23 protein-coding genes and 1 pseudogene are annotated in these 22,066 nt (G+C 31.9%); 20 read left to right on the top strand and 4 right to left on the bottom strand.

Going from position 1 to position 22,066, the window contains the following annotated elements:
* Window positions 1–7: 7 nt before the first annotated feature.
* Window positions 8–1,354, top strand: a complete 1,347-nt coding sequence (gene gcvPA / locus SAMSHR1132_RS07210; protein WP_000019677.1) for an aminomethyl-transferring glycine dehydrogenase subunit GcvPA — start codon at window positions 8–10, stop codon at window positions 1,352–1,354.
* Window positions 1,347–2,819 (top strand): aminomethyl-transferring glycine dehydrogenase subunit GcvPB, encoded by a 1,473-nt coding sequence (gene gcvPB, locus SAMSHR1132_RS07205; RefSeq protein ID WP_000202195.1) that lies wholly within the window; start codon window positions 1,347–1,349, stop codon window positions 2,817–2,819. Before gcvPA ends, gcvPB begins: the two co-directional genes overlap by 8 nt.
* A 275-nt stretch (window positions 2,820–3,094) precedes the next feature.
* Here gcvPB and SAMSHR1132_RS14495 read toward each other — a convergent pair whose 3' ends face one another.
* Entirely contained in the window at window positions 3,095–3,481 is a 387-nt protein-coding gene (locus SAMSHR1132_RS14495; RefSeq protein WP_001276576.1) for a rhodanese-like domain-containing protein, read from the bottom strand.
* 157 nt (window positions 3,482–3,638) lie between these two features.
* On the opposite strand from SAMSHR1132_RS14495, the gene SAMSHR1132_RS07195 reads away from it, so the two are divergent.
* Entirely contained in the window at window positions 3,639–4,469 is an 831-nt protein-coding gene (locus SAMSHR1132_RS07195) for a lipoate--protein ligase family protein (RefSeq protein WP_000141104.1), read from the top strand.
* Between the two features lie 74 nt (window positions 4,470–4,543).
* On the opposite strand, the gene SAMSHR1132_RS07190 is transcribed toward SAMSHR1132_RS07195, so the two are convergent.
* Entirely contained in the window at window positions 4,544–4,762 is a 219-nt protein-coding gene (locus SAMSHR1132_RS07190; RefSeq protein ID WP_001244296.1) for an SA1362 family protein, read from the bottom strand.
* Window positions 4,763–4,775: 13 nt separating this feature from the next.
* Window positions 4,776–5,357, bottom strand: a complete 582-nt coding sequence (locus SAMSHR1132_RS07185; RefSeq protein ID WP_000737681.1) for a hypothetical protein — start codon at window positions 5,355–5,357, stop codon at window positions 4,776–4,778.
* 104 nt (window positions 5,358–5,461) lie between these two features.
* Here SAMSHR1132_RS07185 and SAMSHR1132_RS07180 point away from each other — a divergent pair, with 104 nt between their 5' ends.
* The 17 genes from SAMSHR1132_RS07180 to SAMSHR1132_RS07100 all read left to right on the top strand — a co-directional run bounded on the left by SAMSHR1132_RS07180 (window position 5,462) and on the right by SAMSHR1132_RS07100 (window position 21,741).
* A complete protein-coding gene (locus SAMSHR1132_RS07180) occupies window positions 5,462–6,523 on the top strand; it encodes a M24 family metallopeptidase (protein ID WP_000086998.1) in 1,062 nt (353 codons plus the stop codon).
* Window positions 6,524–6,548: 25 nt separating this feature from the next.
* The gene (gene efp, locus SAMSHR1132_RS07175; protein WP_000626505.1) at window positions 6,549–7,106 is read left to right on the top strand and encodes an elongation factor P; all 558 of its coding nucleotides are present in this window, start codon (window positions 6,549–6,551) and stop codon (window positions 7,104–7,106) included.
* A gap of 458 nt (window positions 7,107–7,564) precedes the next feature.
* Window positions 7,565–8,029, top strand: a complete 465-nt coding sequence (gene accB, locus SAMSHR1132_RS07170; protein WP_001009523.1) for an acetyl-CoA carboxylase biotin carboxyl carrier protein — start codon at window positions 7,565–7,567, stop codon at window positions 8,027–8,029.
* Window positions 8,029–9,387, top strand: a complete 1,359-nt coding sequence (accC, locus tag SAMSHR1132_RS07165) for an acetyl-CoA carboxylase biotin carboxylase subunit (protein ID WP_000756606.1) — start codon at window positions 8,029–8,031, stop codon at window positions 9,385–9,387. Before accB ends, accC begins: the two co-directional genes overlap by 1 nt.
* Before the next feature lie 11 nt (window positions 9,388–9,398).
* A complete protein-coding gene (locus SAMSHR1132_RS07160; protein WP_000241588.1) occupies window positions 9,399–9,761 on the top strand; it encodes an Asp23/Gls24 family envelope stress response protein in 363 nt (120 codons plus the stop codon).
* A gap of 54 nt (window positions 9,762–9,815) precedes the next feature.
* Window positions 9,816–10,205, top strand: a complete 390-nt coding sequence (gene nusB, locus SAMSHR1132_RS07155) for a transcription antitermination factor NusB (protein ID WP_000087387.1) — start codon at window positions 9,816–9,818, stop codon at window positions 10,203–10,205.
* A 16-nt stretch (window positions 10,206–10,221) separates the two neighbouring features.
* Window positions 10,222–11,559 (top strand): exodeoxyribonuclease VII large subunit, encoded by a 1,338-nt coding sequence (xseA, locus tag SAMSHR1132_RS07150; RefSeq protein WP_001286921.1) that lies wholly within the window; start codon window positions 10,222–10,224, stop codon window positions 11,557–11,559.
* Window positions 11,552–11,782 (top strand): exodeoxyribonuclease VII small subunit, encoded by a 231-nt coding sequence (locus SAMSHR1132_RS07145; protein ID WP_000159864.1) that lies wholly within the window; start codon window positions 11,552–11,554, stop codon window positions 11,780–11,782. Before xseA ends, SAMSHR1132_RS07145 begins: the two co-directional genes overlap by 8 nt.
* Window positions 11,760–12,641 (top strand): polyprenyl synthetase family protein, encoded by an 882-nt coding sequence (locus SAMSHR1132_RS07140; RefSeq protein WP_000981873.1) that lies wholly within the window; start codon window positions 11,760–11,762, stop codon window positions 12,639–12,641. The genes SAMSHR1132_RS07145 and SAMSHR1132_RS07140 overlap by 23 nt, the downstream gene beginning before the upstream one ends.
* Window positions 12,642–13,052: 411 nt before the next feature.
* Window positions 13,053–13,505, top strand: coding sequence for a transcriptional regulator AhrC/ArgR (ahrC, locus tag SAMSHR1132_RS07135; protein WP_001124985.1), 453 nt, complete (start codon window positions 13,053–13,055; stop codon window positions 13,503–13,505).
* 15 nt (window positions 13,506–13,520) lie between these two features.
* Window positions 13,521–15,197, top strand: coding sequence for a DNA repair protein RecN (gene recN / locus SAMSHR1132_RS07130; RefSeq protein WP_000942198.1), 1,677 nt, complete (start codon window positions 13,521–13,523; stop codon window positions 15,195–15,197).
* A gap of 155 nt (window positions 15,198–15,352) precedes the next feature.
* A complete protein-coding gene (lpdA, locus tag SAMSHR1132_RS07125) occupies window positions 15,353–16,774 on the top strand; it encodes a dihydrolipoyl dehydrogenase (RefSeq protein WP_001291545.1) in 1,422 nt (473 codons plus the stop codon).
* 15 nt (window positions 16,775–16,789) lie between these two features.
* Entirely contained in the window at window positions 16,790–17,788 is a 999-nt protein-coding gene (locus SAMSHR1132_RS07120; protein ID WP_000568364.1) for a thiamine pyrophosphate-dependent dehydrogenase E1 component subunit alpha, read from the top strand.
* A complete protein-coding gene (locus tag SAMSHR1132_RS07115; RefSeq protein WP_001096627.1) occupies window positions 17,781–18,764 on the top strand; it encodes an alpha-ketoacid dehydrogenase subunit beta in 984 nt (327 codons plus the stop codon). Before SAMSHR1132_RS07120 ends, SAMSHR1132_RS07115 begins: the two co-directional genes overlap by 8 nt.
* Before the next feature lie 11 nt (window positions 18,765–18,775).
* Window positions 18,776–20,053: a dihydrolipoamide acetyltransferase family protein gene (locus SAMSHR1132_RS07110; protein WP_000406862.1), complete on the top strand. Its 1,278-nt coding sequence runs from the start codon at window positions 18,776–18,778 to the stop codon at window positions 20,051–20,053.
* A 256-nt stretch (window positions 20,054–20,309) separates the two neighbouring features.
* Complete coding sequence (brxB, locus tag SAMSHR1132_RS07105) at window positions 20,310–20,747, top strand: bacilliredoxin BrxB (RefSeq protein WP_000367422.1); 438 nt, start codon at window positions 20,310–20,312, stop codon at window positions 20,745–20,747.
* A 13-nt stretch (window positions 20,748–20,760) separates the two neighbouring features.
* Entirely contained in the window at window positions 20,761–21,741 is a 981-nt protein-coding gene (locus tag SAMSHR1132_RS07100) for an aromatic acid exporter family protein (protein ID WP_000916204.1), read from the top strand.
* A 123-nt stretch (window positions 21,742–21,864) separates the two neighbouring features.
* On the opposite strand, the pseudogene SAMSHR1132_RS14225 reads toward SAMSHR1132_RS07100, so the two are convergent.
* A pseudogene (locus SAMSHR1132_RS14225) lies at window positions 21,865–21,960 on the bottom strand (stressosome-associated protein Prli42); the annotation flags it as partial.
* Between the last annotated feature and the right edge of the window lie 106 nt (window positions 21,961–22,066).

Genomic DNA, 22,066 nt, shown 5'->3' with positions numbered 1-22,066 from the left:
GTGCATTGTGAGTCATCGTTATATACCTTTAACTGAAGAAGACAAACAAGAGATGTTACAAACAATTGGTGCAAAATCTATTGGAGAATTATTTGGAGATGTACCAAGTGATATTTTATTAAATAGAGATTTAAATATCGCTGAAGGTGAAGCAGAAACTACATTACTTAGAAGATTAAATCGTATCGCAAGTAAGAATATTACTAAAGAAACACATACATCATTTTTAGGAGCAGGTGTCTACGATCATTATACGCCATCGGTTGTAGATGCTATGATTTCTAGATCTGAATTCTATACAGCCTATACACCATATCAACCTGAAATTTCTCAAGGTGAATTACAAGCTATTTTCGAGTTCCAAACTTTAATTTGTGAGCTAACAGATATGGATGTAGCAAACTCTTCAATGTATGATGGAATGACTAGTTTTGCAGAAGCATGTATTTTAGCATTTAGCCAAACTAAGAAGAATAAAATTGTAGTTTCTAAAGGTTTGCATTATCAAGCACTACAAGTACTGCATACTTATGCTAAAACTCGTAAGGAATTTGAAATAGTTGAAATTGAATTAGATGGTACTGTAACAGATTTAAATAAATTAGAAAAAGCAGTAGATGATGATACAGCAGCTGTTGCCGTTCAATATCCAAACTTCTATGGCTCTATTGAGGATTTAGAAAAAATTCAAAGCTTTGTAGAAGATAAAAAAGCACTCTTCATTGTATATGCAAATCCATTAGCTTTAGGATTACTTACACCACCAGGTACATTTGGTGCAGATATTGTAGTAGGAGATACTCAGCCATTTGGTATTCCTGCACAATTTGGTGGCCCGCATTGTGGATATTTCGCAACTACAAAAAAATTAATGCGTAAAGTACCAGGTAGACTAGTTGGTCAAACGCAAGATGATGAAGGTAATAGAGGTTTTGTATTAACATTACAAGCACGTGAGCAACATATTAGACGTGATAAAGCGACATCCAACATTTGTTCAAACCAAGCATTAAATGCTCTAGCATCATCGATTGCAATGTCAGCGCTTGGCAAACAAGGTATATATGACATTGCTGTTCAAAATTTTGAACACGCAAATTATGCTAAACAGCAATTTATTAATAAAGGCTTCGAAGTACTAGAAGGCACTTCATTCAATGAATTTGTAGTTAAATTTGACAAACCAATTCAACAAATTAATAAAGAATTAGTTAAGCAAAACATTATTGGTGGCTTTGATTTAGGCGTTGTTTCAGACGACTTTAAAAACCATATGTTAATTGCTGTAACTGAATTAAGAACAAAAGATGAAATTGATACATTTGTAGAGAAAGCTGGTGAGTTAAATGACTAGTAAATCAAGTCCGTTAATTTTTGAGAGATCTCGTAAAGGAAGATATGCGTTTTCTTTACCAAAAAGTGAAATCAAAACAGATGCAGTAGAATCATTATTAGATGAAAAATTTATTCGTAAAAATAAAGCGGAGTTTCCTGAAGTAGCTGAATTAGATTTAGTTCGTCATTATACAGAATTATCAAATAAAAATTTCGGTGTCGATAACGGATTTTATCCATTAGGATCATGTACGATGAAATATAATCCTAAAATTAATGAGAAAGTGGCTAGAATACCAGGATTTAGTGAATCACACCCATTACAGGATGAAGATCAAGTCCAAGGTTCATTAGAAATTATTTATAGTTTGCAAGAAGAGTTGAAAGAAATTACTGGCATGGATGAAGTTACATTACAACCAGCTGCCGGTGCACACGGTGAATGGACTGCACTTATGATTTTTAAAGCATATCATGAAAATAACGGTGAAGGACATCGTGATGAAGTAATTGTTCCTGATTCAGCACATGGAACGAATCCAGCTTCAGCTTCTTTTGCAGGGTTTAAATCGGTCACTGTAAAATCTAATGAGCGTGGAGAAGTTGATATCGATGACTTAAAACGTGTTGTGAATGAAAATACAGCAGCAATTATGTTAACAAATCCGAATACTTTAGGGATTTTCGAAAAAAACATAATGGAAATTCGTGAAATTGTTCATAATGCCGGAGGTTTATTATATTATGATGGCGCTAATTTAAATGCCATTATGGATAAAGTACGCCCGGGAGATATGGGATTTGATGCGGTACATTTAAATTTACACAAAACATTTACTGGTCCACATGGCGGTGGCGGTCCAGGTTCAGGCCCAGTTGGTGTAGTTAAAGAACTTGCTAGCTATTTACCTAAACCAATGGTCATTAAAGACGGTGACACTTTTAAATATGATAATGACATTAAATATTCAATCGGCCGTGTCAAACCATTTTATGGTAATTTTGGAATTTATTTAAGAGCCTATACGTATATTAGAACGATGGGAGCGACTGGACTTAAAGAAGTTTCAGAGGCAGCTGTTTTGAATGCAAATTACATTAAGGCGCGTTTATCAGAACATTTTGAAGTTCCATATAAACAATATTGTAAGCATGAATTTGTCTTAAGTGGTGTTCGCCAAAAAGAATTCGGTGTGAGAACTTTAGATATGGCTAAACGATTATTAGATTTTGGAGTTCATCCACCTACAATTTACTTCCCACTTAATGTAGAGGAAGGTATGATGATTGAACCGACTGAAACAGAATCGAAAGAAACGTTAGACTACTTTATTGATAGTTTAATTAATATTGCTGAAGAAGCTAAAAATGATCCAGATAAAGTATTGGAAGCGCCACACACGACAGTAATTGACCGATTAGATGAAGCAACTGCTGCGCGTAAGCCAATTCTTAAATTTGAAAATCTTAAGCAAGAAAAATAAATAGGTATTGAAATGACTAGTGGGTATATGTATTGTACTCGCTAGTCTTTTTATTAGATTTTAGTTGCTGAGAAAACGTTTTGAATACATAAAATATATTTATTGCTAATACCATGGTTGGAAAATGAATTTTGAAATATGATTGAGTAATTTTAACAGCTTCAAGTAATATAACAGAACCAATATAAATAATAAAAATCTGAGTATTTAAATTGGTTCTCAATAAACACTCAGATTTTTTAGATATCTTGTATTAAATTTACTAAAACAAAAAACTACTTCTTAGACTTAATTTTTCCAGTCCATTTTTTATAGCCGCCTTTTAACATATAGATATCTGTATATCCATTCTTTTTTAAAATACGAGCAGCTCTATAACTTGCAATCCCATTAGCATCACATAGATAAACCGGTTGGTCTTTTCTTAATCCCTGGAATCTTTGTCTAAACATTGTCATAGGAATATTGCGAGAACCATTAATATGACCATAATCATAGTCAACTTTCTCTCTAACATCGATGACTTGAGCTTTTCTAATCCCATTATGGAATTCATTTTGATCTAATTCTTTAACAGCTCGTTTGTTAAGAATTTGTTGAACAATCATATAAGCAATAATTGCTACTACTAAAATTATTGCGATGTACAAACTAGCACTCATCTTGCATCCTCCCTAATTAAACGATAATATAATTATAAGACTGTTAGGTCAAATTATCAAAATATTTCACTAAAGAATTACAATTATTATTCATTTAGTTAAATTGATTAATTAGCGAATCAAATATTATACATTTTGCTGATAGGAGTTCTAGAATATGACTGAAACTTGGAATTTTATAAATACCGGAAGTAAAGATCCATATTTTAATATGGCGATGGATGAAGCGTTGTTAAATTTTGTCTCAAGAGGTGAAATTGATCCAGTCATCCGCTTTTATACTTGGAATCCAGCGACATTATCAATTGGATATTTTCAAAGATTACAAAAGGAAATTGACATAGATAAAGTTGAAGAGAAAGGTTTCGGTCTCGTAAGGCGTCAGACTGGTGGCCGAGGGGTGCTCCATGATAAAGAGTTAACTTATAGTGTTATAGTTCCAGAATCACATCCCAATATGCCTTCAACTGTAACTGAAGCATATAGAGTAATTTCACAAGGATTGTTAGAAGGATTCAAAAATCTTGGCTTTGAAACGTATTTTGCTGTACCTAAGACACCGGAAGTACGTCAAAAGCTAAAACAACCTCGAAGTTCAGTTTGTTTTGATGCGCCCAGTTGGTATGAATTAGTTGTAGAAGGACGTAAAATTGCAGGAAGTGCTCAAACAAGACAAAAAGGCGTTATTTTACAGCACGGTTCAATTTTACAAGATATTGATATTGATGAATTATTTGATATGTTTATTTATAAAAATGATAGATTAAAAGCAAAAATGAAAGAAGCTTTCGTGGAAAAAGCAGTCGCTATTAATGACATTTCAGATAAACATATTACGATAAAACAAATGGAAGAAGCATTTGAAGAAGGATTTAAAAAAGGTTTAAATATTCAATTGAAACCGCTTGAATTAACTGAATCACAATTAGCAGAAGTAAATGAACTTACAGAAAAATATCGTTCAGATGAATGGACGTATAGAAAGTAAATAATAATAGCGAAAAAATGGAAGCGAAAATAGGCTGTTTTTAACCTTAATTCGCTTCCATTTTTTCGCTATTATTATTTTCTTCTTTGATTTCTTTTATACTTACGCATTGCCTTACGATATTTACGTTGGTCTTCTGTTAAGATGAAGAAGTAATAAATAAGGTAAATAATTCCGGCTATAACTGCAAAACTGATTAACATTCTTACAATTGAAAAAATAAAATCATCTAAGTTAACTATTAATCCGATTGCAGCAACAATAAGTATTAAATAAAAAATTATATTACGCATTAAAATGCTCCTATCATGATTTAGCGTTTAAATTTAATTTGGATAATGCTTGTTGACCTTTAGTTAATTGCTTTTTATCTTTATTTTGATAGCCGTTTTTAATATCATCAAACGCGCTATTCAAATCAGAGTTTAATTTGTCGATGTTTTTAGATGTTTTTTTGTCATCATCATTTAGCGATAATCCATCAATGGAATCTTTATAAGTATTATGTGCACTCTGAATATCATTAGATATTTGATTTAATTTTGATTGAACATCTTTATCCCCTTTGTTCTTCGAAACATCTTTTTCAATATCATTATATGATTTTAAAGCATTAGCGACTTTATCATAATATGTTGAAGTTATATTCATCAATTTAATTTTCGTATTATTTGATGCAGTTTTTTTGCTATTTTCTTTATCTTTTTCAAGTCCTTTAATTTTGTTTTTAGAATCTGTGATTTGTTGATTAAGTTCTTGAATATCCAGTTTAAGTTGATGATTATCATCTCTTAAGTCTGTTGTTTTTTCTTCTAATGGTGCTAAGTTTTGTGATCCACAACCAGCTAACAATAATGTTGCGCCAACAATTGAAACCAATTTTTTCATTACAATCTCCCTAAAATCAATATCTATTATTTTTAATCGTTAATATGATATTATTTTAATGTATAAAGTAGAAATGCACAAACTTTTAACTAGGAGGTTATAAGATGAGTAGAATATCACAAGTGCATCGAATTTTAGAACAAAAACATTTAGATGCAGTTATTATACTTTCAGATTTTAATAGAAGATATTTATCCGGTTTTTCTGGAACAAGTGGTGCGTTAATTATATCAAAAGATAAGCAGTATTTAATTACTGATTTTAGATATATAGATCAAGCGACGGCACAAGCTCCAAATTATAAAATTATTAATCGTAAATCTACAATTATCGATGAAATTAAAGAGTTATTACATCAAGAAAAATTTGAGAACATAGGATTTGAGGGTCATCAAGTAAGCTACGATACTTATTTAGAATTAAACAAAAGTCGCTTAACGCTAATTAGTATTTCTAATGCTGTAGATAAAATCAGAGATGTGAAAGATAAAGAAGAAATAGCATTGATTCAAAAAGCTGCAGATATAGTTGATGAAACTTATGAATACATACTGACTGTTGCAAAAGCTGGTATGACTGAGAAAGAATTAAAAGCAATTTTAGAAAGCAAAATGCTTGAACTAGGTGCAGATGGACCATCATTTGATACGATTGTTGCATCAGGGCACAGAGGTGCATTACCCCATGGTGTTGCAAGTGATAAAGTTATTGAAAAAGGTGATATGATAACGTTGGATTTTGGCGCTTACTATAAAGGTTATTGCTCAGATATTACAAGAACATTTGCAATTGGGGAACCGAATCCAAAGTTAAAAGAAATTTATCAGATTGTGCTTGAATCTCAGATGAAAGCAATAAATGAGATTAAACCCGGCATGACTGGTGCAGAAGCGGATGCAATTTCTAGAGAATATTTAGATTCAAAAGGTTATGGTAAAGAATTCGGTCATTCACTAGGCCATGGTATTGGACTTGAAATTCACGAAGGCCCAATGTTGGCAAGAACAATTCAAGATAAACTACAAGTAAACAACTGTGTTACAGTAGAACCAGGCGTTTATATCGAAGGTTTAGGTGGAATTAGAATAGAAGATGATATTTTAATTACAGAAAATGGGTGTCAAGTCTTTACTAAATGCACAAAAGACCTTATAGTTTTAACATAAGCGTGTATAATGAGGAGGAAACTGAATGATTTCGGTTAATGATTTTAAAACAGGTTTAACAATTTCTGTTGATAATGCTATTTGGAAAGTTATTGATTTCCAACACGTAAAGCCTGGTAAAGGTTCAGCATTCGTTCGTTCAAAATTACGTAATTTAAGAACTGGTGCTATTCAAGAGAAAACGTTTAGAGCTGGTGAAAAAGTAGAACCAGCAATGATTGAAAACCGTCGTATGCAATATTTATATGCTGATGGTGATAATCACGTGTTTATGGATAATGAAAGTTTCGAACAAACTGAACTTTCAAGTGATTACTTAAAAGAAGAATTGAATTACTTAAAAGAAGGTATGGAAGTACAAATTCAAACATACGAAGGTGAAACAATCGGTGTTGAATTACCTAAAACTGTTGAATTAACTGTAACTGAAACTGAACCAGGTATCAAAGGTGATACTGCAACAGGTGCTACTAAATCTGCAACTGTTGAAACTGGTTATACTTTAAATGTGCCTTTATTTGTAAATGAAGGCGACGTTTTAGTTATCAATACTGGTGACGGAAGTTACATTTCAAGAGGTTAATCAATTAATTTTAAAGTAAATGTGTTGAGATAACCTCGTTAACTTAATGCATTATCTTTAAACGAAGTCTCATAAAAAGCTATTGCCTAAAATGTTTATAGGTTATATGCTGTTATGAGGCTTTTTAATTTTAAATAAATGTAAAAAAGTTGTGCAAGTATTACTTATAAGATAGTCATTAAACAAATTATGTAACAAAAGTACACAGCTAAAAGCAAAATTTAAAAACAAAACTCTTGTTTCGAAAAGCTATACGAAGAGGTTTTTTAATTTTTAATTGAACGTAAGATAATGATACTTACACAAGTAAATGCGTACATAAAACATTAAATGGTTTAATAATGTTAGTTAATTATGCACTTTATAATGTCGCCCGCGATATGAACATGCTTGAATTGAAGAGTTGTCTCAAGTAAAATAGACGGGTAGATGAAAACAAACTGAAGGAGTCAGTAATAATGAACTTTAAAGAAATTAAAGAATTAATCGAAATTCTGGATAAATCAACTTTAACGGAAATCAATATTGAAGATACAAAAGGCAAAGTTACTCTGAAAAAAGAAAAAGAGACTGAGATAATCACGCCACAAATCTCACAAATGCCAGTTGAGACTGCGGTGATGCCTGCACCACAAGTTCAATCAACTGATAACAATAAAGCTGAAGCGCCAAAAGCTGCGTCAGATAATCACAAAACAATTAATGCGCCTATGGTAGGTACATTCTACAAATCACCATCTCCAGATGAAGAAGCATATGTACAAGTTGGAGATACTGTATCTAATGATACAACAGTATGTATTTTAGAAGCTATGAAGTTATTTAATGAAATTCAAGCAGAAATTTCAGGTGAAATTGTTGAAATCTTAGTTGAAGACGGACAAATGGTAGAGTATGGCCAACCGTTATTTAAGGTGAAATAATGAAAAAGGTTTTAATAGCAAATCGTGGTGAGATCGCAGTTAGGATAATCCGAGCATGTCGTGACTTAGGTATCCAAACTGTTGCAATCTATTCTGAAGGGGATAAAGATGCACTACATACTCAAATTGCTGATGAAGCATATTGCGTCGGTCCCACTTTGTCTAAAGATTCATATTTAAATATTCCAAATATCTTATCTATTGCAACATCTACAGGTTGTGATGGTGTGCATCCAGGATACGGCTTCTTAGCGGAAAATGCTGATTTTGCAGAATTATGTGAAGCATGCCAATTGAAGTTCATTGGACCGAGTTATAAATCTATTCAAAAAATGGGGATTAAAGACGTTGCTAAAGCTGAAATGATCAATGCTAACGTACCAGTTGTTCCTGGTAGCGACGGTTTAATGAAAGACGTTTCAGAGGCAAAGAAAATTGCTAAAAAAATTGGATATCCAGTTATTATTAAAGCGACTGCTGGTGGTGGCGGTAAAGGTATCCGTGTTGCCCGTGATGAAAAAGAACTTGAAACTGGCTTCCGTATGACTGAGCAAGAAGCACAAACTGCTTTTGGTAATGGTGGATTATATATGGAGAAATTCATCGAAAATTTCCGTCATATTGAAATTCAAATTGTCGGAGATAGTTACGGAAATGTTATACATTTGGGTGAACGTGATTGTACGATACAAAGACGAATGCAAAAATTAGTAGAAGAAGCGCCTTCTCCAATATTAGACGATGAAACACGTCGTGAAATGGGTAATGCTGCAGTACGAGCAGCTAAGGCAGTTAACTACGAAAATGCGGGAACTATTGAATTTATTTATGATTTAAATGACAACAAGTTTTATTTCATGGAAATGAATACTCGAATTCAAGTAGAGCATCCTGTAACTGAAATGGTGACAGGTATTGATTTAGTAAAATTACAATTACAAGTTGCTATGGGTGAAGTATTGCCTTATAAGCAAGAAGATATTAAGTTAAATGGACATGCTATCGAGTTCAGAATAAATGCTGAAAATCCATATAAAAACTTTATGCCATCACCAGGTAAAATTGAGCAATATCTTGCACCAGGTGGATATGGTGTTCGAATAGAGTCTGCATGTTATACTAATTATACAATACCGCCATATTATGATTCGATGGTAGCAAAATTAATTATACATGAACCAACACGAGACGAAGCTATTATGGCAGGCATTCGTGCATTAAGTGAGTTTGTGGTTCTTGGTATTGATACAACTATTCCATTCCATATCAAATTATTAAATAACAACATATTTAGAAGCGGTAAATTTAATACAAACTTTTTAGAGCAAAATAGTATTATGAATGATGAAGGTCAATAGGAGGTCAATCCATGGTCAAAGTAACAGATTATTCAAATTCAAAGTTAGGTAAAGTAGAAATAGCACCAGAAGTGTTATCTGTTATTGCAAGTATAGCCACTTCGGAAGTAGAGGGTATTACTGGTCATTTTGCTGAATTAAAAGAAACAAATTTAGAAAAAGTTAGTCGTAAAAATTTAAGCCGTGATTTAAAAATCGAGAGTAAAGAAGATGGCATTTATATTGATGTTTATTGTGCCTTAAAACATGGTGTTAATATTTCAAAAACTGCAAATAAAATTCAAACGTCAATTTTTAATTCAATTTCTAATATGACAGCGATAGAACCTAAACAAATTAATATTCATATTACACAAATCGTTATTGAAAAGTAATGTGATATAGCTAAAGTAGATAAAGACAAATACAAACGTTTGAAGGAGTTAATAATGAGTCGTAAAGAATCCCGAGTACAAGCTTTTCAAACTTTATTTCAGTTAGAAATGAAAGACAGTGATTTAACGATAAATGAAGCAATTAGCTTTATTAAAGATGATAATCCTGACTTAGACTTTGAATTTATTCATTGGCTAGTTTCAGGTGTGAAAGATCATGAACCTGTATTAGATGAAACAATTAGTCCATATTTAAAAGATTGGACAATTTCACGTTTGCTAAAAACAGACAGAATTATTTTGAGAATGGCGACGTATGAAATATTGCACAGTGATACACCGTCAAAAGTTGTAATGAACGAAGCAGTTGAATTGACAAAGCAATTTAGTGATGATGATCATTATAAATTTGTAAATGGTGTATTAAGTAATATAAAAAAATAAAATTGAGTGATGTTATATGTCAGATTATTTAAGTGTTTCAGCTTTAACGAAATATATTAAATATAAATTTGATCAAGACCCACATCTCCAATCTGTATTGATTAAAGGTGAGCTTTCAAATTTTAAAAAGCATTCAAGTGGTCATTTATACTTTAATGTAAAAGATAAAGAAAGCGTTATAAGTGCCATGATGTTCAAAGGTAGTGCTTCTAAATTAAATTTCGAACCAAAAGAAGGTGACGAGGTTTTATTAGAAGCACGTGTTTCTGTTTTTGAACGTCGTGGCAACTATCAAATTTATGTAAATAAAATGCAATTAGATGGTATTGGTAACTTATATCAAAAATTAGAAGCATTAAAAAAGAAATTAGCCAAAGAAGGCTATTTTGATGACTCAAATAAAAAATTAATACCCAAGTTTCCTAAAAAAATTGCAGTTTTAACAGCAAGCACTGGTGCAGCTATTCGCGATATTCATTCAACAATAAATAGTCGATTTCCACTCGTTGAGCAAATACAAATAAGTACTTTAGTTCAGGGTGAAAAAGCAAAAGATGACATTATTGAAAAAATTGAATATGCTGATAGTTTAGGTGTAGACACGATTATTGTTGGTCGTGGTGGTGGCTCAATTGAAGATTTGTGGAATTTTAATGAAGAAGAAGTTGTACGTGCGATTTTTAATTGTCAAACACCTATCATTTCAGCTGTTGGACATGAAACGGATTTTACATTAAGTGATTTTGTAGCAGACGTCAGAGCGGCTACTCCAACACAAGCAGCTGTAATCGCTACACCAGATCAGTACGAACTATTACAACAAATTCAACAATATCAATTTACGTTAACTCGTTTCATCAAAAAGTATTTAGAGCAACACCGTAAACATATCGAACATTTATCGTCATACTATAAATTTAAACAACCTAGTTTATTGTATGACCAGCAAATTCAACGTCGAGATGATTTAGAAAAAAGATTAAAACAACAAGTTGAATTAACATTTGAACAACAAAGGCATCAATTGAAATTATTACAGCAACGATTTAATTTACGTGAATTGTTACGACATGTTAATCGAGAACAACAAAATAATGTTCAAATGACACAACAACTTGTCAAAGCTTTAAATAGCAAAATAATAAGTTATAAAAATGACTTGAAATTTAAAGTGGAAAATTTAAATAATTTAAGTCCAACTAATACGATGTTACGTGGATATGCAATCGTTAATAAAGAAAACCAAGTCATTACAAGTACTAAAGATTTAAATGAAAATGATCAATTAACTTTAACGATGAAAGATGGTTCAGTAGACGCAAAAGTTACGAAAGTAAGGTGGAATAATGACTAAAGAAACGCAAAGTTTTGAAGAAATGATGCATGAATTAGAGCAAATTGTTCAAAAATTAGATAATGAAACAGTATCTTTAGAGGAATCATTAGATTTATATCAGCGAGGTATGAAATTATCAGCAGCTTGTGACACTACATTAAAAAATGCCGAAAAAAAGGTTAATGATTTAATAAAAGATGAAGCTGAGGATGTTCAGGATGATGAATCAAACAATGAATAATTTAGTTAAACAAGTCAATCATGAATTGTCTGTTGCGATTAATAATTCCACTATGAATACTAGATTAGAAGAAAGTATGTTGTATTCATTGAATGCTGGGGGTAAACGAATTCGTCCAGTACTATTATTGCTAACTCTTGATTCATTAGGTATGAATTACAAGTTAGGTATGAAAAGTGCAATAGCATTAGAAATGATTCATACGTATTCATTGATACATGATGATTTACCAGCAATGGATAATGATGATTATCGACGAGGTAAGTTGACTAATCATAAAGTATATGGTGAGTGGACAGCAATTTTGGCCGGTGATGCATTGCTAACTAAAGCATTTGAACTAATTTCTAATGATGACATGCTAGCTGACCAAGTTAAAATTCAAGTATTACAACGTCTTTCTTTTGCAAGCGGCCATCTAGGTATGGTTGGTGGCCAAATGCTTGATATGCAAAGTGAAGGTAAATCAATTAATCTAGAAACATTAGAAATGATTCATAGAACTAAAACAGGTGCGCTGTTAACCTTTGCAGTAATGAGCGCTGCTGAAATTGCCAATGTAGATGAAAATACGAAAACGCTTTTAAATAGTTATAGTGAACATTTGGGTTTGATGTTTCAAATTAAAGACGATTTACTTGATTGCTATGGTGACGAAACAAAATTAGGTAAAAAAGTTGGAAGTGACCTAGAAAATAATAAAAGTACATATGTAAGTTTATTAGGAAAAAAAGGCGCAGAAGATAAACTGTCATATCATAAAGATGCTGCAATTAGTAATCTTAAACAAATCGATGATAAATATAATACCAAGCCATTATTAGATATCGTTGAGTTATTTTATAATAGAGATCACTAAAAGCAAAGTTATCGATTAGTAACAATAGTTAAATTTGTAAATGACGTTCCGTATATTTACGACTAACATTGTTACTAGTCGATTTTTTGAATAAAGATTGTTTCGCAATTTTTATATTAATAATTATAGTCATTTATTATTCTAACAATGACAAGCACAATAATGACGCTTACTTAAAAAATATATTTCTCTTTATGGACATTATAGATAATAATTAGCAAGCAAATTACACATATATTCATTTTTATACATATATCGAGCGATATTTATGAGTTATTTGAAAACTGAACATTACTAAGTAAGCGAAATATAAACCATATTTACCCTTTTTACGCAAAGGTGTTTAGTAGTAGTATAGGTGTGCATGTGTTAAAATAAATGTATAAATATTCGTAATCAGAGGTGTTTACTATGCCCAAAAAATCGGTTAGGCATATTAAAATTAGAGAAATTATTTCAAATGAACAGATAGAGACACAAGATGAATTAGTTAAACGATTAAACGATTATGATTTAAATGTTACTCAAGCAACTGTATCTCGAGATATTAAAGAATTACAACTCATTAAAGTACCTATACCTTCAGGACAATATGTTTATAGTTTGCCAAATGATAGAAAATTTCACCCGTTAGAAAAATTGGGACGTTATTTAATGGATTCATTTGTGAATATAGATGGTACTGATAATTTACTAGTATTAAAGACATTGCCAGGTAATGCACAATCAATTGGTGCTATCTTAGACCAAATTAATTGGGAAGAGGTTTTAGGTACGATATGTGGTGACGACACTTGTTTAATTATTTGCCGTAGTAAAGAGGCGAGTGATGAAATTAAGTCTAGAATTTTTAATTTGTTATAAGGATGCGATGTGTTTATGTTACAAACCTTATCAATCAAGCAATTTGCTATTATTGAAGAGCTAGAAATTCAATTTTCTGATGGTTTAACTGTTTTAAGTGGTGAAACAGGATCTGGTAAATCAATTATTATCGATGCAATTGGTCAATTAATAGGTATGAGAGCATCATCAGATTTTGTTCGACATGGTGAAAAAAAGGCTGTTATCGAAGGAATATTTGATATTGATGATAGTAAAGATGCAATACATATTTTGAAAAGTTTGGATATAGATGTAGACGAAGATTTCTTGTTAGTGAAAAGAGAAATTTTTAGTTCTGGTAAAAGTTTATGTAAAATTAATAACCAAACTGTAACATTGCAAGATTTACGAAGAGTTATGCAAGAACTATTGGATATTCATGGACAACATGAAACGCAATCTCTGTTAAAACAAAAGTATCATTTAACATTATTAGATAATTATGCAGAATCTCGTTATCAAGATTTGCTAGACGAATATCACCAAACTTTTCAAAATTATAAAGACAAAAAGCAAGAATTAGAAGAATTGGAATCTGCAGACCAAGCCTTGCTTCAGCGTTTAGATTTGATGAAGTTTCAATTAGAAGAACTGTCTGATGCTCATCTAAAAGATGGTGAAATTGAACAGCTTGAAGTAGATATTAAACGTATCCAAAATTCTGAAAGACTGAGCTTGGCACTTAACAGTGCACATTTAACGTTAACTGATGAAAATGCGATTACAGATCGTTTGTATGAATTAAGTAACCACTTGTTAACAATAAATGATATTGTGCCAAACAAATATGACAAATTAAAAGAAGATATTGATCAATTTTATTACATTTTAGAAGATGCAAAGCATGAGTTATATGATGAGATGGCTAATACAGAATTTGATGAACAAGTGCTAAATGAATATGAATCACGTATGAATTTACTTAATAATTTAAAACGTAAATATGGTAAAGATATATCTGAGTTGATTGCATATCAGGAAAAGCTTAATAACGAAATTAATAAGATTGAAAATTATGAGCAAAGTACTTCGCAACTCAGACAAGAAATAAAAGAGTTATATCAACAAGTAATTGTTGTAGGACAATCATTGTCAAAACAACGTCGCATTGTGGCAAGAGAGCTTAGAGACCACATCGTATCTGAAATACAGAATTTACAAATGAAAGATGCAAATTTAGAAATTTCGTTCAAAGCATTAGAAGAACCAAATAAGGATGGTATTGAATTTGTAGAATTTCTAATCAGTCCTAATAAAGGAGAACCTTTAAAAAGCTTGAATAAAATTGCTTCAGGCGGAGAACTTTCGAGAATTATGTTAGCTTTAAAAAGCATTTTTGTTAAATCAAGAGGTCAAACTGCAATCTTATTCGATGAGGTTGATTCAGGCGTTTCAGGACAAGCTGCGCAAAAAATGGCTGAAAAAATGCGTGATATAGCAGAATTTATTCAAGTTATCTGCATCTCTCATTTACCACAAATTGCTTCTATGAGTGATCATCATTTATTGATAACAAAAACATCAAAAGATGACCGTACAACTACACAAGTTAAAGAACTAATTGGTGACGATAAAGTCGATGAAATTGCACGAATGATATCCGGTGCAAGTGTAACGGATTTAACGAGAGAAAATGCGCGAGAAATGATTCAACATAATCAAAGACGTTAGCATATTTATATATTGATGAATGAGTATTCTATGAAAATGTATTAAAATTATTCATTCTATGTAAACATTGATGTAAAATTAATAAGTATTCAATTTAACAAATAAGTAATAATACATTTTTAATCAAATGTATATCATTAGTTAGGAGTAAGAGCATGTCAGAGAAACAATATGATTTAGTCGTTCTCGGTGGAGGTACTGCTGGATATGTAGCGGCAATACGTGCGTCTCAATTAGGCAAAAAAGTAGCCATAGTAGAACGTCAATTATTAGGTGGCACTTGTCTTCACAAAGGATGCATTCCAACTAAGTCACTACTTAAATCTGCAGAAGTGTATCAAACTGTAAAGCAAGCATCTAAGTTTGGTGTTGAAGTTCAAGAAGCAACTGTTAATTTTGAAAATATGTTGGCACGTAAAGAAGATATAGTTAATCAAATGTATCAAGGTGTTAAACATTTAATGCAACATAATCATATTGATATTTATAATGGTACAGGCCGAATTCTAGGAACTTCAATTTTTTCACCGCAAAGTGGTACAATTTCTGTCGAATATGAAGATGGTGAATCAGAATTATTGCCAAATCAATTTGTATTAATCGCAACAGGTTCGACACCAGCTGAGTTACCATTTTTAACTTTTGATCATGATAAAATTTTATCAAGTGATGACATATTATCATTAGTAACGTTACCATCTAGCTTGGGTATTATTGGTGGTGGCGTTATTGGAATGGAATTCGCATCGTTAATGACGGATTTAGGCGTTGATGTAACAGTTATTGAGGCTGGTGAAAGAATATTGCCTACTGAAAGTAAACAAGCGGCTCAATTGCTTAAAAAGTCATTATCAGCGAAAGGTGTTAAATTTTATGAAGGTGTTCAACTTTCAGAAAATGATATAAATATTAACGAAGATGATGTCACATTTAAATTTAATGAACAAAGCATTACTGTAGATAAAGTATTACTTTCGATTGGCAGAAAACCAAATACTTCAGATATTGGCTTAAATAATACTAAAATTAAATCGACTTCAACAGGTCATATTTTAACAAATGAATATCAACAAACTGAAGATAAACACATATATGCGGCGGGTGATTGTATTGGAAAATTACAATTAGCTCATGTTGGATCAAAAGAAGGTGTTGTGGCAGTTGAGCATATGTTTGAAAGTAATCCAATACCAGTTGATTATAATTTAATGCCTAAATGCGTATATACACAACCTGAAATTGCTTCTATAGGTTTAAATATAGAGCAAGCAAAAGCAGAAGGAATGAAAGTTAAAAGTTACAAAGTGCCATTTAAAGCAATTGGTAAAGCTGTAATTGATAACCACAGTCCAAATGAAGGATATAGTGAAATAGTTATTGATCAGTCAACGGATGAAATTGTAGGTATTAATATGATTGGTCCACATGTAACAGAATTAATAAATGAAGCATCACTGTTACAGTTCATGAATGGCTCAGCATTAGAATTGGGACTAACAACACATGCACATCCTTCCATTTCAGAAGTATTAATGGAATTAGGATTAAAAGCAGAAAATAGAGCTATTCACGTATAAATAGGAGGATTTAATATGATTGATTATAAATCATTAGGCCTTAGCGAAGAAGACCTAAAAGTAATATATAAATGGATGGATTTAGGTAGAAAAATAGATGAAAGGTTATGGTTATTAAACCGTGCTGGTAAAATTCCATTCGTTGTAAGTGGTCAAGGACAAGAAGCAACTCAAATAGGAATGGCCTATGCTTTAGAGCAAGGGGATATCACAGCGCCATACTATAGAGATTTAGCTTTTGTTACTTACATGGGTATCTCAGCTTATGATACATTTTTATCTGCTTTTGGTAAAAAAGATGATGTTAATTCGGGTGGAAAACAAATGCCATCACATTTCAGTAGTAGAGAAAAAAATATTTTATCTCAAAGCTCTCCAGTAGCGACACAAATTCCGCATGCAGTCGGAGCTGCTTTAGCTTTAAAAATGGATGGATCGAAAAAAATTGCAACAGCCACTGTTGGAGAAGGTAGTTCCAACCAGGGAGATTTCCATGAAGGATTAAACTTTGCTGGAGTACATAAACTTCCTTTTGTTTGTGTGATTATTAATAATAAATATGCAATTTCTGTGCCAGATTCATTACAATACGCTGCAGAAAAATTGTCTGATAGAGCTCAAGGTTATGGAATTCATGGTGAGCAAGTAGATGGTAATGATCCTTTGGCAATGTATAAAGCGATGAAAGAAGCTAGAGAAAGAGCCGTTTCTGGAAAAGGCTCTACATTAATTGAGGCAGTTACTAGCCGTATGACAGCACATTCATCGGATGATGATGACCAATATCGTACGAAAGAAGAGCGTGAAGCGCTTAAAAAAGACGACTGCAATGAAAAGTTCAAGAATGAATTATTAACTGCAGGTATTATCGATGAGGCATGGTTGTCTGAAATTGAAACGGAACATAAAGATATTATAAATAAAGCGACTAAGGCAGCTGAAGACGCACCATACCCTAGTGTAGAAGAAGCATATGCATTTGTTTACGAAGAAGGGAGTCTAACTCATGGCTAAATTATCTTATTTAGAGGCGATTCGCCAAGCACAAGATTTAGCATTACAACAAGATAAAGATGTGTTTATACTGGGAGAAGATGTAGGTAAAAAGGGTGGCGTATTTGGTGCAACTCAGGGACTACAACAAAAATATGGTGAGGATAGAGTCATTGATACCCCGTTAGCTGAGTCAAATATTGTAGGAACTGCTATTGGTGCTTCTATGGTAGGAAAAAGACCAATTGCAGAAATTCAGTTTGCTGATTTTATTTTACCAGCGACTAATCAAATTATTAGTGAAGCAGCAAAAATGCGCTATCGCTCAAATAATGATTGGCAATGTCCTTTAACAATTCGAGCACCATTCGGTGGTGGTGTTCATGGTGGTCTTTACCATTCGCAAAGTATTGAAAGTATATTTGCTTCATCACCAGGATTAACGATTGTTATTCCATCAACACCTTATGATGCCAAAGGTCTTTTATTATCATCGATTGAATCAAATGATCCAGTTTTATACTTTGAGCATAAAAAAGCATATAGATTCTTAAAAGAAGAAGTACCAGAAGACTATTATACTGTGCCTTTGGGTAAAGCAGATGTTAAACGTGAAGGCGAAGATTTAACAGTCTTTTGCTATGGATTGATGGTTAATTACTGTTTACAAGCCGCTGATATTTTAGCAGCAGATGGTATTAATGTAGAAGTCATTGACTTACGAACTGTTTATCCTTTAGATAAAGAAACAATTATTGAACGTGCTAAGAAAACTGGTAAAGTTTTATTAGTTACAGAAGATAATTTAGAAGGAAGCATCATGTCAGAAGTTTCGGCAATTATTGCTGAACATTGTTTGTTTGAATTAGATGCACCAATAATGCGTTTGGCAGCGCCAGACGTACCATCTATGCCATTTTCACCAATATTAGAAAACGAAATAATGATGAATCCAGAAAAAATATTGAACAAAATGAGAGAATTAGCAGAGTTCTAGGAGGGAAAGTCATGGAAATAACAATGCCTAAATTAGGTGAAAGTGTTCATGAAGGTACAATTGAACAGTGGTTAGTTTCTGTTGGAGATTATATCGATGAATACGAACCACTTTGTGAAGTCATAACTGACAAAGTGACAGCTGAGGTCCCTTCTACAATCTCTGGTACAATTACAGAAATTCTTGTTGAAGCAGGTCAAACTGTTGCTATTGACACAGTAATTTGTAAAATTGAAACGGCTGATGAAAAGTCTGGTAAAACATCTAATGAGAAACCATCAAAAGTAATTGAAGATACAACAGTCGAAGCTGATACAGCAAGTACTGCTGTAGAACAGCCAAAACAACAAGAAAATGCACCTCGTAACAATGGTCGCTATTCACCTGTTGTGTTTAAATTAGCATCTGAACACAATATTGATTTATCACAAGTTGTCGGAAGTGGATTTGAAGGTCGTGTTACAAAAAAAGATATCATGGCAGTTATTGAAAATGGTGGCACGACAGCTCAGACTGACAACAAAGATAAAGCGTCATTAGGCCAGCTAGACACTTCAAATTCAACTAGCCAATCATCACAAGGAAATGGTGAAACAAATAAAATACCTGTTAATGGAGTACGTAAAGCGATTGCACAAAACATGGTAAATAGTGTTACAGAAATACCACATGCATGGATGATGATTGAAGTTGATGCAACTAATCTAGTAAATACGAGAAACCACTATAAAAATGGATTTAAAAATAAAGAAGGTTATAATTTAACGTTCTTTGCTTTCTTTGTCAAAGCTGTCGCAGATGCTTTAAAAGCATATCCACTTTTAAATAGTAGTTGGCAAGATAATGAAATCGTCTTACACAAAGATATTAATATATCTATTGCTGTTGCAGATGAAAATAAATTATATGTTCCGGTAATTAAACATGCAGATGAAAAATCAATTAAAGGTATCGCGAGAGAAATTAATGATTTAGCAACAAAGGCTCGTAATAAAAAATTGACGACAGAAGATATGCAGGGCGGTACATTTACAGTAAATAATACTGGAACGTTTGGCTCTGTATCATCAATGGGTATCATTAACCATCCTCAAGCAGCAATACTACAAGTTGAATCAATCGTTAAAAAACCTGTTGTAATCAATGATATGATTGCAATTCGTAGTATGGTCAACCTTTGCATTTCAATAGATCATAGAATTTTAGATGGATTACAAACAGGTAAATTTATGAATCATATTAAACAACGCATTGAACAATACACTTTAGAAAATACAAACATATATTAAAACAAAAAAATAGACATCTACTGACAAATTAATTTATTTTGTCGGTAGATGTTTTATTTTTTAGAAAATTAATAATCAAATTCGAAAGTTATAGGGAAATTGTCTTGGATAAAATTGTCATATATGACTGAAAGTTTGTTAGATTGTTAAAATTGTATCTAAATATAGGTGCAATTCAGATTAGTTTATTGAACAATAAGATATTAATTAGTAGAATGAGTATAGCTTAAATATAAAGGGATAGGTGATTGGATTTATGGACATGAATTTCGATTTATATATGAATGGTGTTGTGGAACAAGCAAGAAATGAGATTGAATCTGCAGGATATGAACAATTAACAACTGCAGAAGACGTTGATCAAGTTCTTAAACAAGATGGTACAACACTAGTTATGATCAATTCAGTATGTGGATGTGCAGGTGGCATCGCAAGACCAGCAGCTTCTCATACTTTACATTATGATGTAATACCTGATCGATTAGTGACAGTGTTTGCTGGTCAAGATAAAGAAGCAACACAAAGAGCGAGAGATTATTTTGAAGGGTATGCTCCTTCAAGTCCATCATTTGCTTTAATAAAAGATGGAAAAATTACTGAAATGATTGAAAGACACCAAATTGAAGGTCATGATGTAATGGACGTAATTAATCAATTACAAACATTATTTAATAAATATTGTGAAGAAAGATAAGAGGCACTAACCCATGTTAAAGTTAAATCCTTATAAGATTGGATTTAGAACAATAAAGACAGCAGTGGGTATGACGCTTGGTGTAATTTTAAGTAAACTTATTGGTTTAGATAATTATGCTTCGAGCGCCATATTAGTCGTTTTATGTATCAAACATACAAAAGTACATTCGCTACAAGCGATTATTTCTAGATTAGTGTCATGCTTTTTAGTATTGTTTTTAGGTTCAGCAATATTTAGTTTATTAGGTCAAAGTCCTATTGTGTTGGGCTTAATCGTATTATTATTTATACCGTTAACTGTCGTCTTAAAGGTTCAAGAAGGTGTAATTACTAGTTGCGTCATTTTACTGCATATATTTAATGCGAAGTCGATTGATGCGCATTTGATTGTGAATGAAACGTTATTACTTTTAATCGGTCTAAGTATAGCATTTGTTATGAATTTAATGATGCCAAGTTTAGATAAACAGTTGGATGAATATAAATGTAAAATAGAACAACAAATTGCAGATATTTTTAATAAGTATAGTTATATTTGTGAAAAATATGAAGATACTATTGCGATTGAATTTGAAGCATTATTGCTTAATATAAAAAAAGCAAAGTCAATTGCATTCCGAGATGTAAAAAATCATTTTGTTAGAAATGAAAATTCATATTATCATTATTTTGATATGCGAGAAGAGCAAGTAGAATTATTGATGAGAATGAAAACACTCATAGAAAGTATTTGTCATAAAGACCCGCTTTTAAATGATGTGTCAAGCTTATTAAAAGAAATAGGACAAAATGTAAACAGCAATGATTATACAGCGATGCGATTGCACAATTTATACGAAATTCGTTTGAAATTAGATGAACTACCATTGCCAACGTCACATAAAGCATTAAATTCAAGAGCTAGCATTATTCAAATATTAAATGAATTAGAAGAGTATCTTCAAATTAAATCACAATTTGGCTCTTTAAAAATGCATAGTGAAGTGAGTTAAAAAATTAATCCATCCGAATGATATTTGCCAAATAAGTATGCGTTAAATACGATAACTTTAAGGTTTGTGATCATAACGGATGGATTTTTGTTTTTATTACTATATAAATTATGTAGGACTAAATTATAAGATAGGAATTAAACTAGTTAATAATAAAGCCAATACGACTGATACAAGCAAGACGATGATGATGATTCTTAAAACTTTATTTTGCATTTTTGATTGCCTCCAAATAAATATGCTTTCTTAATTTTAACTAAGACATAAGCCGTAAACCTTGAAAGGTTATTTCTAGATCAAATGTTAGAAATTAATAAAAAGTTAG

The organism is Staphylococcus argenteus, from assembly GCF_000236925.1.
In the GTDB taxonomy this organism is placed as follows: domain Bacteria; phylum Bacillota; class Bacilli; order Staphylococcales; family Staphylococcaceae; genus Staphylococcus; species Staphylococcus argenteus.
The sequence above is the reverse complement of the archived record's forward strand: the minus strand, read 5'-3'. Positions and strand labels throughout refer to the sequence as shown.

Coding starts and splice junctions, on each gene's coding strand:
- gcvPB (WP_000202195.1), top strand. CDS start 1,347: ATGACTAGTAAATCAAGTCCGTTAATTTTTGAGAGATCTCGTAAAGGA.
- SAMSHR1132_RS14495 (WP_001276576.1), bottom strand. CDS start 3,481: ATGAGTGCTAGTTTGTACATCGCAATAATTTTAGTAGTAGCAATTATT.
- SAMSHR1132_RS07195 (WP_000141104.1), top strand. CDS start 3,639: ATGACTGAAACTTGGAATTTTATAAATACCGGAAGTAAAGATCCATAT.
- SAMSHR1132_RS07190 (WP_001244296.1), bottom strand. CDS start 4,762: ATGCGTAATATAATTTTTTATTTAATACTTATTGTTGCTGCAATCGGA.
- SAMSHR1132_RS07185 (WP_000737681.1), bottom strand. CDS start 5,357: ATGAAAAAATTGGTTTCAATTGTTGGCGCAACATTATTGTTAGCTGGT.
- SAMSHR1132_RS07180 (WP_000086998.1), top strand. CDS start 5,462: ATGAGTAGAATATCACAAGTGCATCGAATTTTAGAACAAAAACATTTA.
- efp (WP_000626505.1), top strand. CDS start 6,549: ATGATTTCGGTTAATGATTTTAAAACAGGTTTAACAATTTCTGTTGAT.
- accB (WP_001009523.1), top strand. CDS start 7,565: ATGAACTTTAAAGAAATTAAAGAATTAATCGAAATTCTGGATAAATCA.
- accC (WP_000756606.1), top strand. CDS start 8,029: ATGAAAAAGGTTTTAATAGCAAATCGTGGTGAGATCGCAGTTAGGATA.
- SAMSHR1132_RS07160 (WP_000241588.1), top strand. CDS start 9,399: ATGGTCAAAGTAACAGATTATTCAAATTCAAAGTTAGGTAAAGTAGAA.
- nusB (WP_000087387.1), top strand. CDS start 9,816: ATGAGTCGTAAAGAATCCCGAGTACAAGCTTTTCAAACTTTATTTCAG.
- xseA (WP_001286921.1), top strand. CDS start 10,222: ATGTCAGATTATTTAAGTGTTTCAGCTTTAACGAAATATATTAAATAT.
- SAMSHR1132_RS07145 (WP_000159864.1), top strand. CDS start 11,552: ATGACTAAAGAAACGCAAAGTTTTGAAGAAATGATGCATGAATTAGAG.
- SAMSHR1132_RS07140 (WP_000981873.1), top strand. CDS start 11,760: ATGATGAATCAAACAATGAATAATTTAGTTAAACAAGTCAATCATGAA.
- ahrC (WP_001124985.1), top strand. CDS start 13,053: ATGCCCAAAAAATCGGTTAGGCATATTAAAATTAGAGAAATTATTTCA.
- recN (WP_000942198.1), top strand. CDS start 13,521: ATGTTACAAACCTTATCAATCAAGCAATTTGCTATTATTGAAGAGCTA.
- lpdA (WP_001291545.1), top strand. CDS start 15,353: ATGTCAGAGAAACAATATGATTTAGTCGTTCTCGGTGGAGGTACTGCT.
- SAMSHR1132_RS07120 (WP_000568364.1), top strand. CDS start 16,790: ATGATTGATTATAAATCATTAGGCCTTAGCGAAGAAGACCTAAAAGTA.
- SAMSHR1132_RS07115 (WP_001096627.1), top strand. CDS start 17,781: ATGGCTAAATTATCTTATTTAGAGGCGATTCGCCAAGCACAAGATTTA.
- SAMSHR1132_RS07110 (WP_000406862.1), top strand. CDS start 18,776: ATGGAAATAACAATGCCTAAATTAGGTGAAAGTGTTCATGAAGGTACA.
- brxB (WP_000367422.1), top strand. CDS start 20,310: ATGGACATGAATTTCGATTTATATATGAATGGTGTTGTGGAACAAGCA.
- SAMSHR1132_RS07100 (WP_000916204.1), top strand. CDS start 20,761: ATGTTAAAGTTAAATCCTTATAAGATTGGATTTAGAACAATAAAGACA.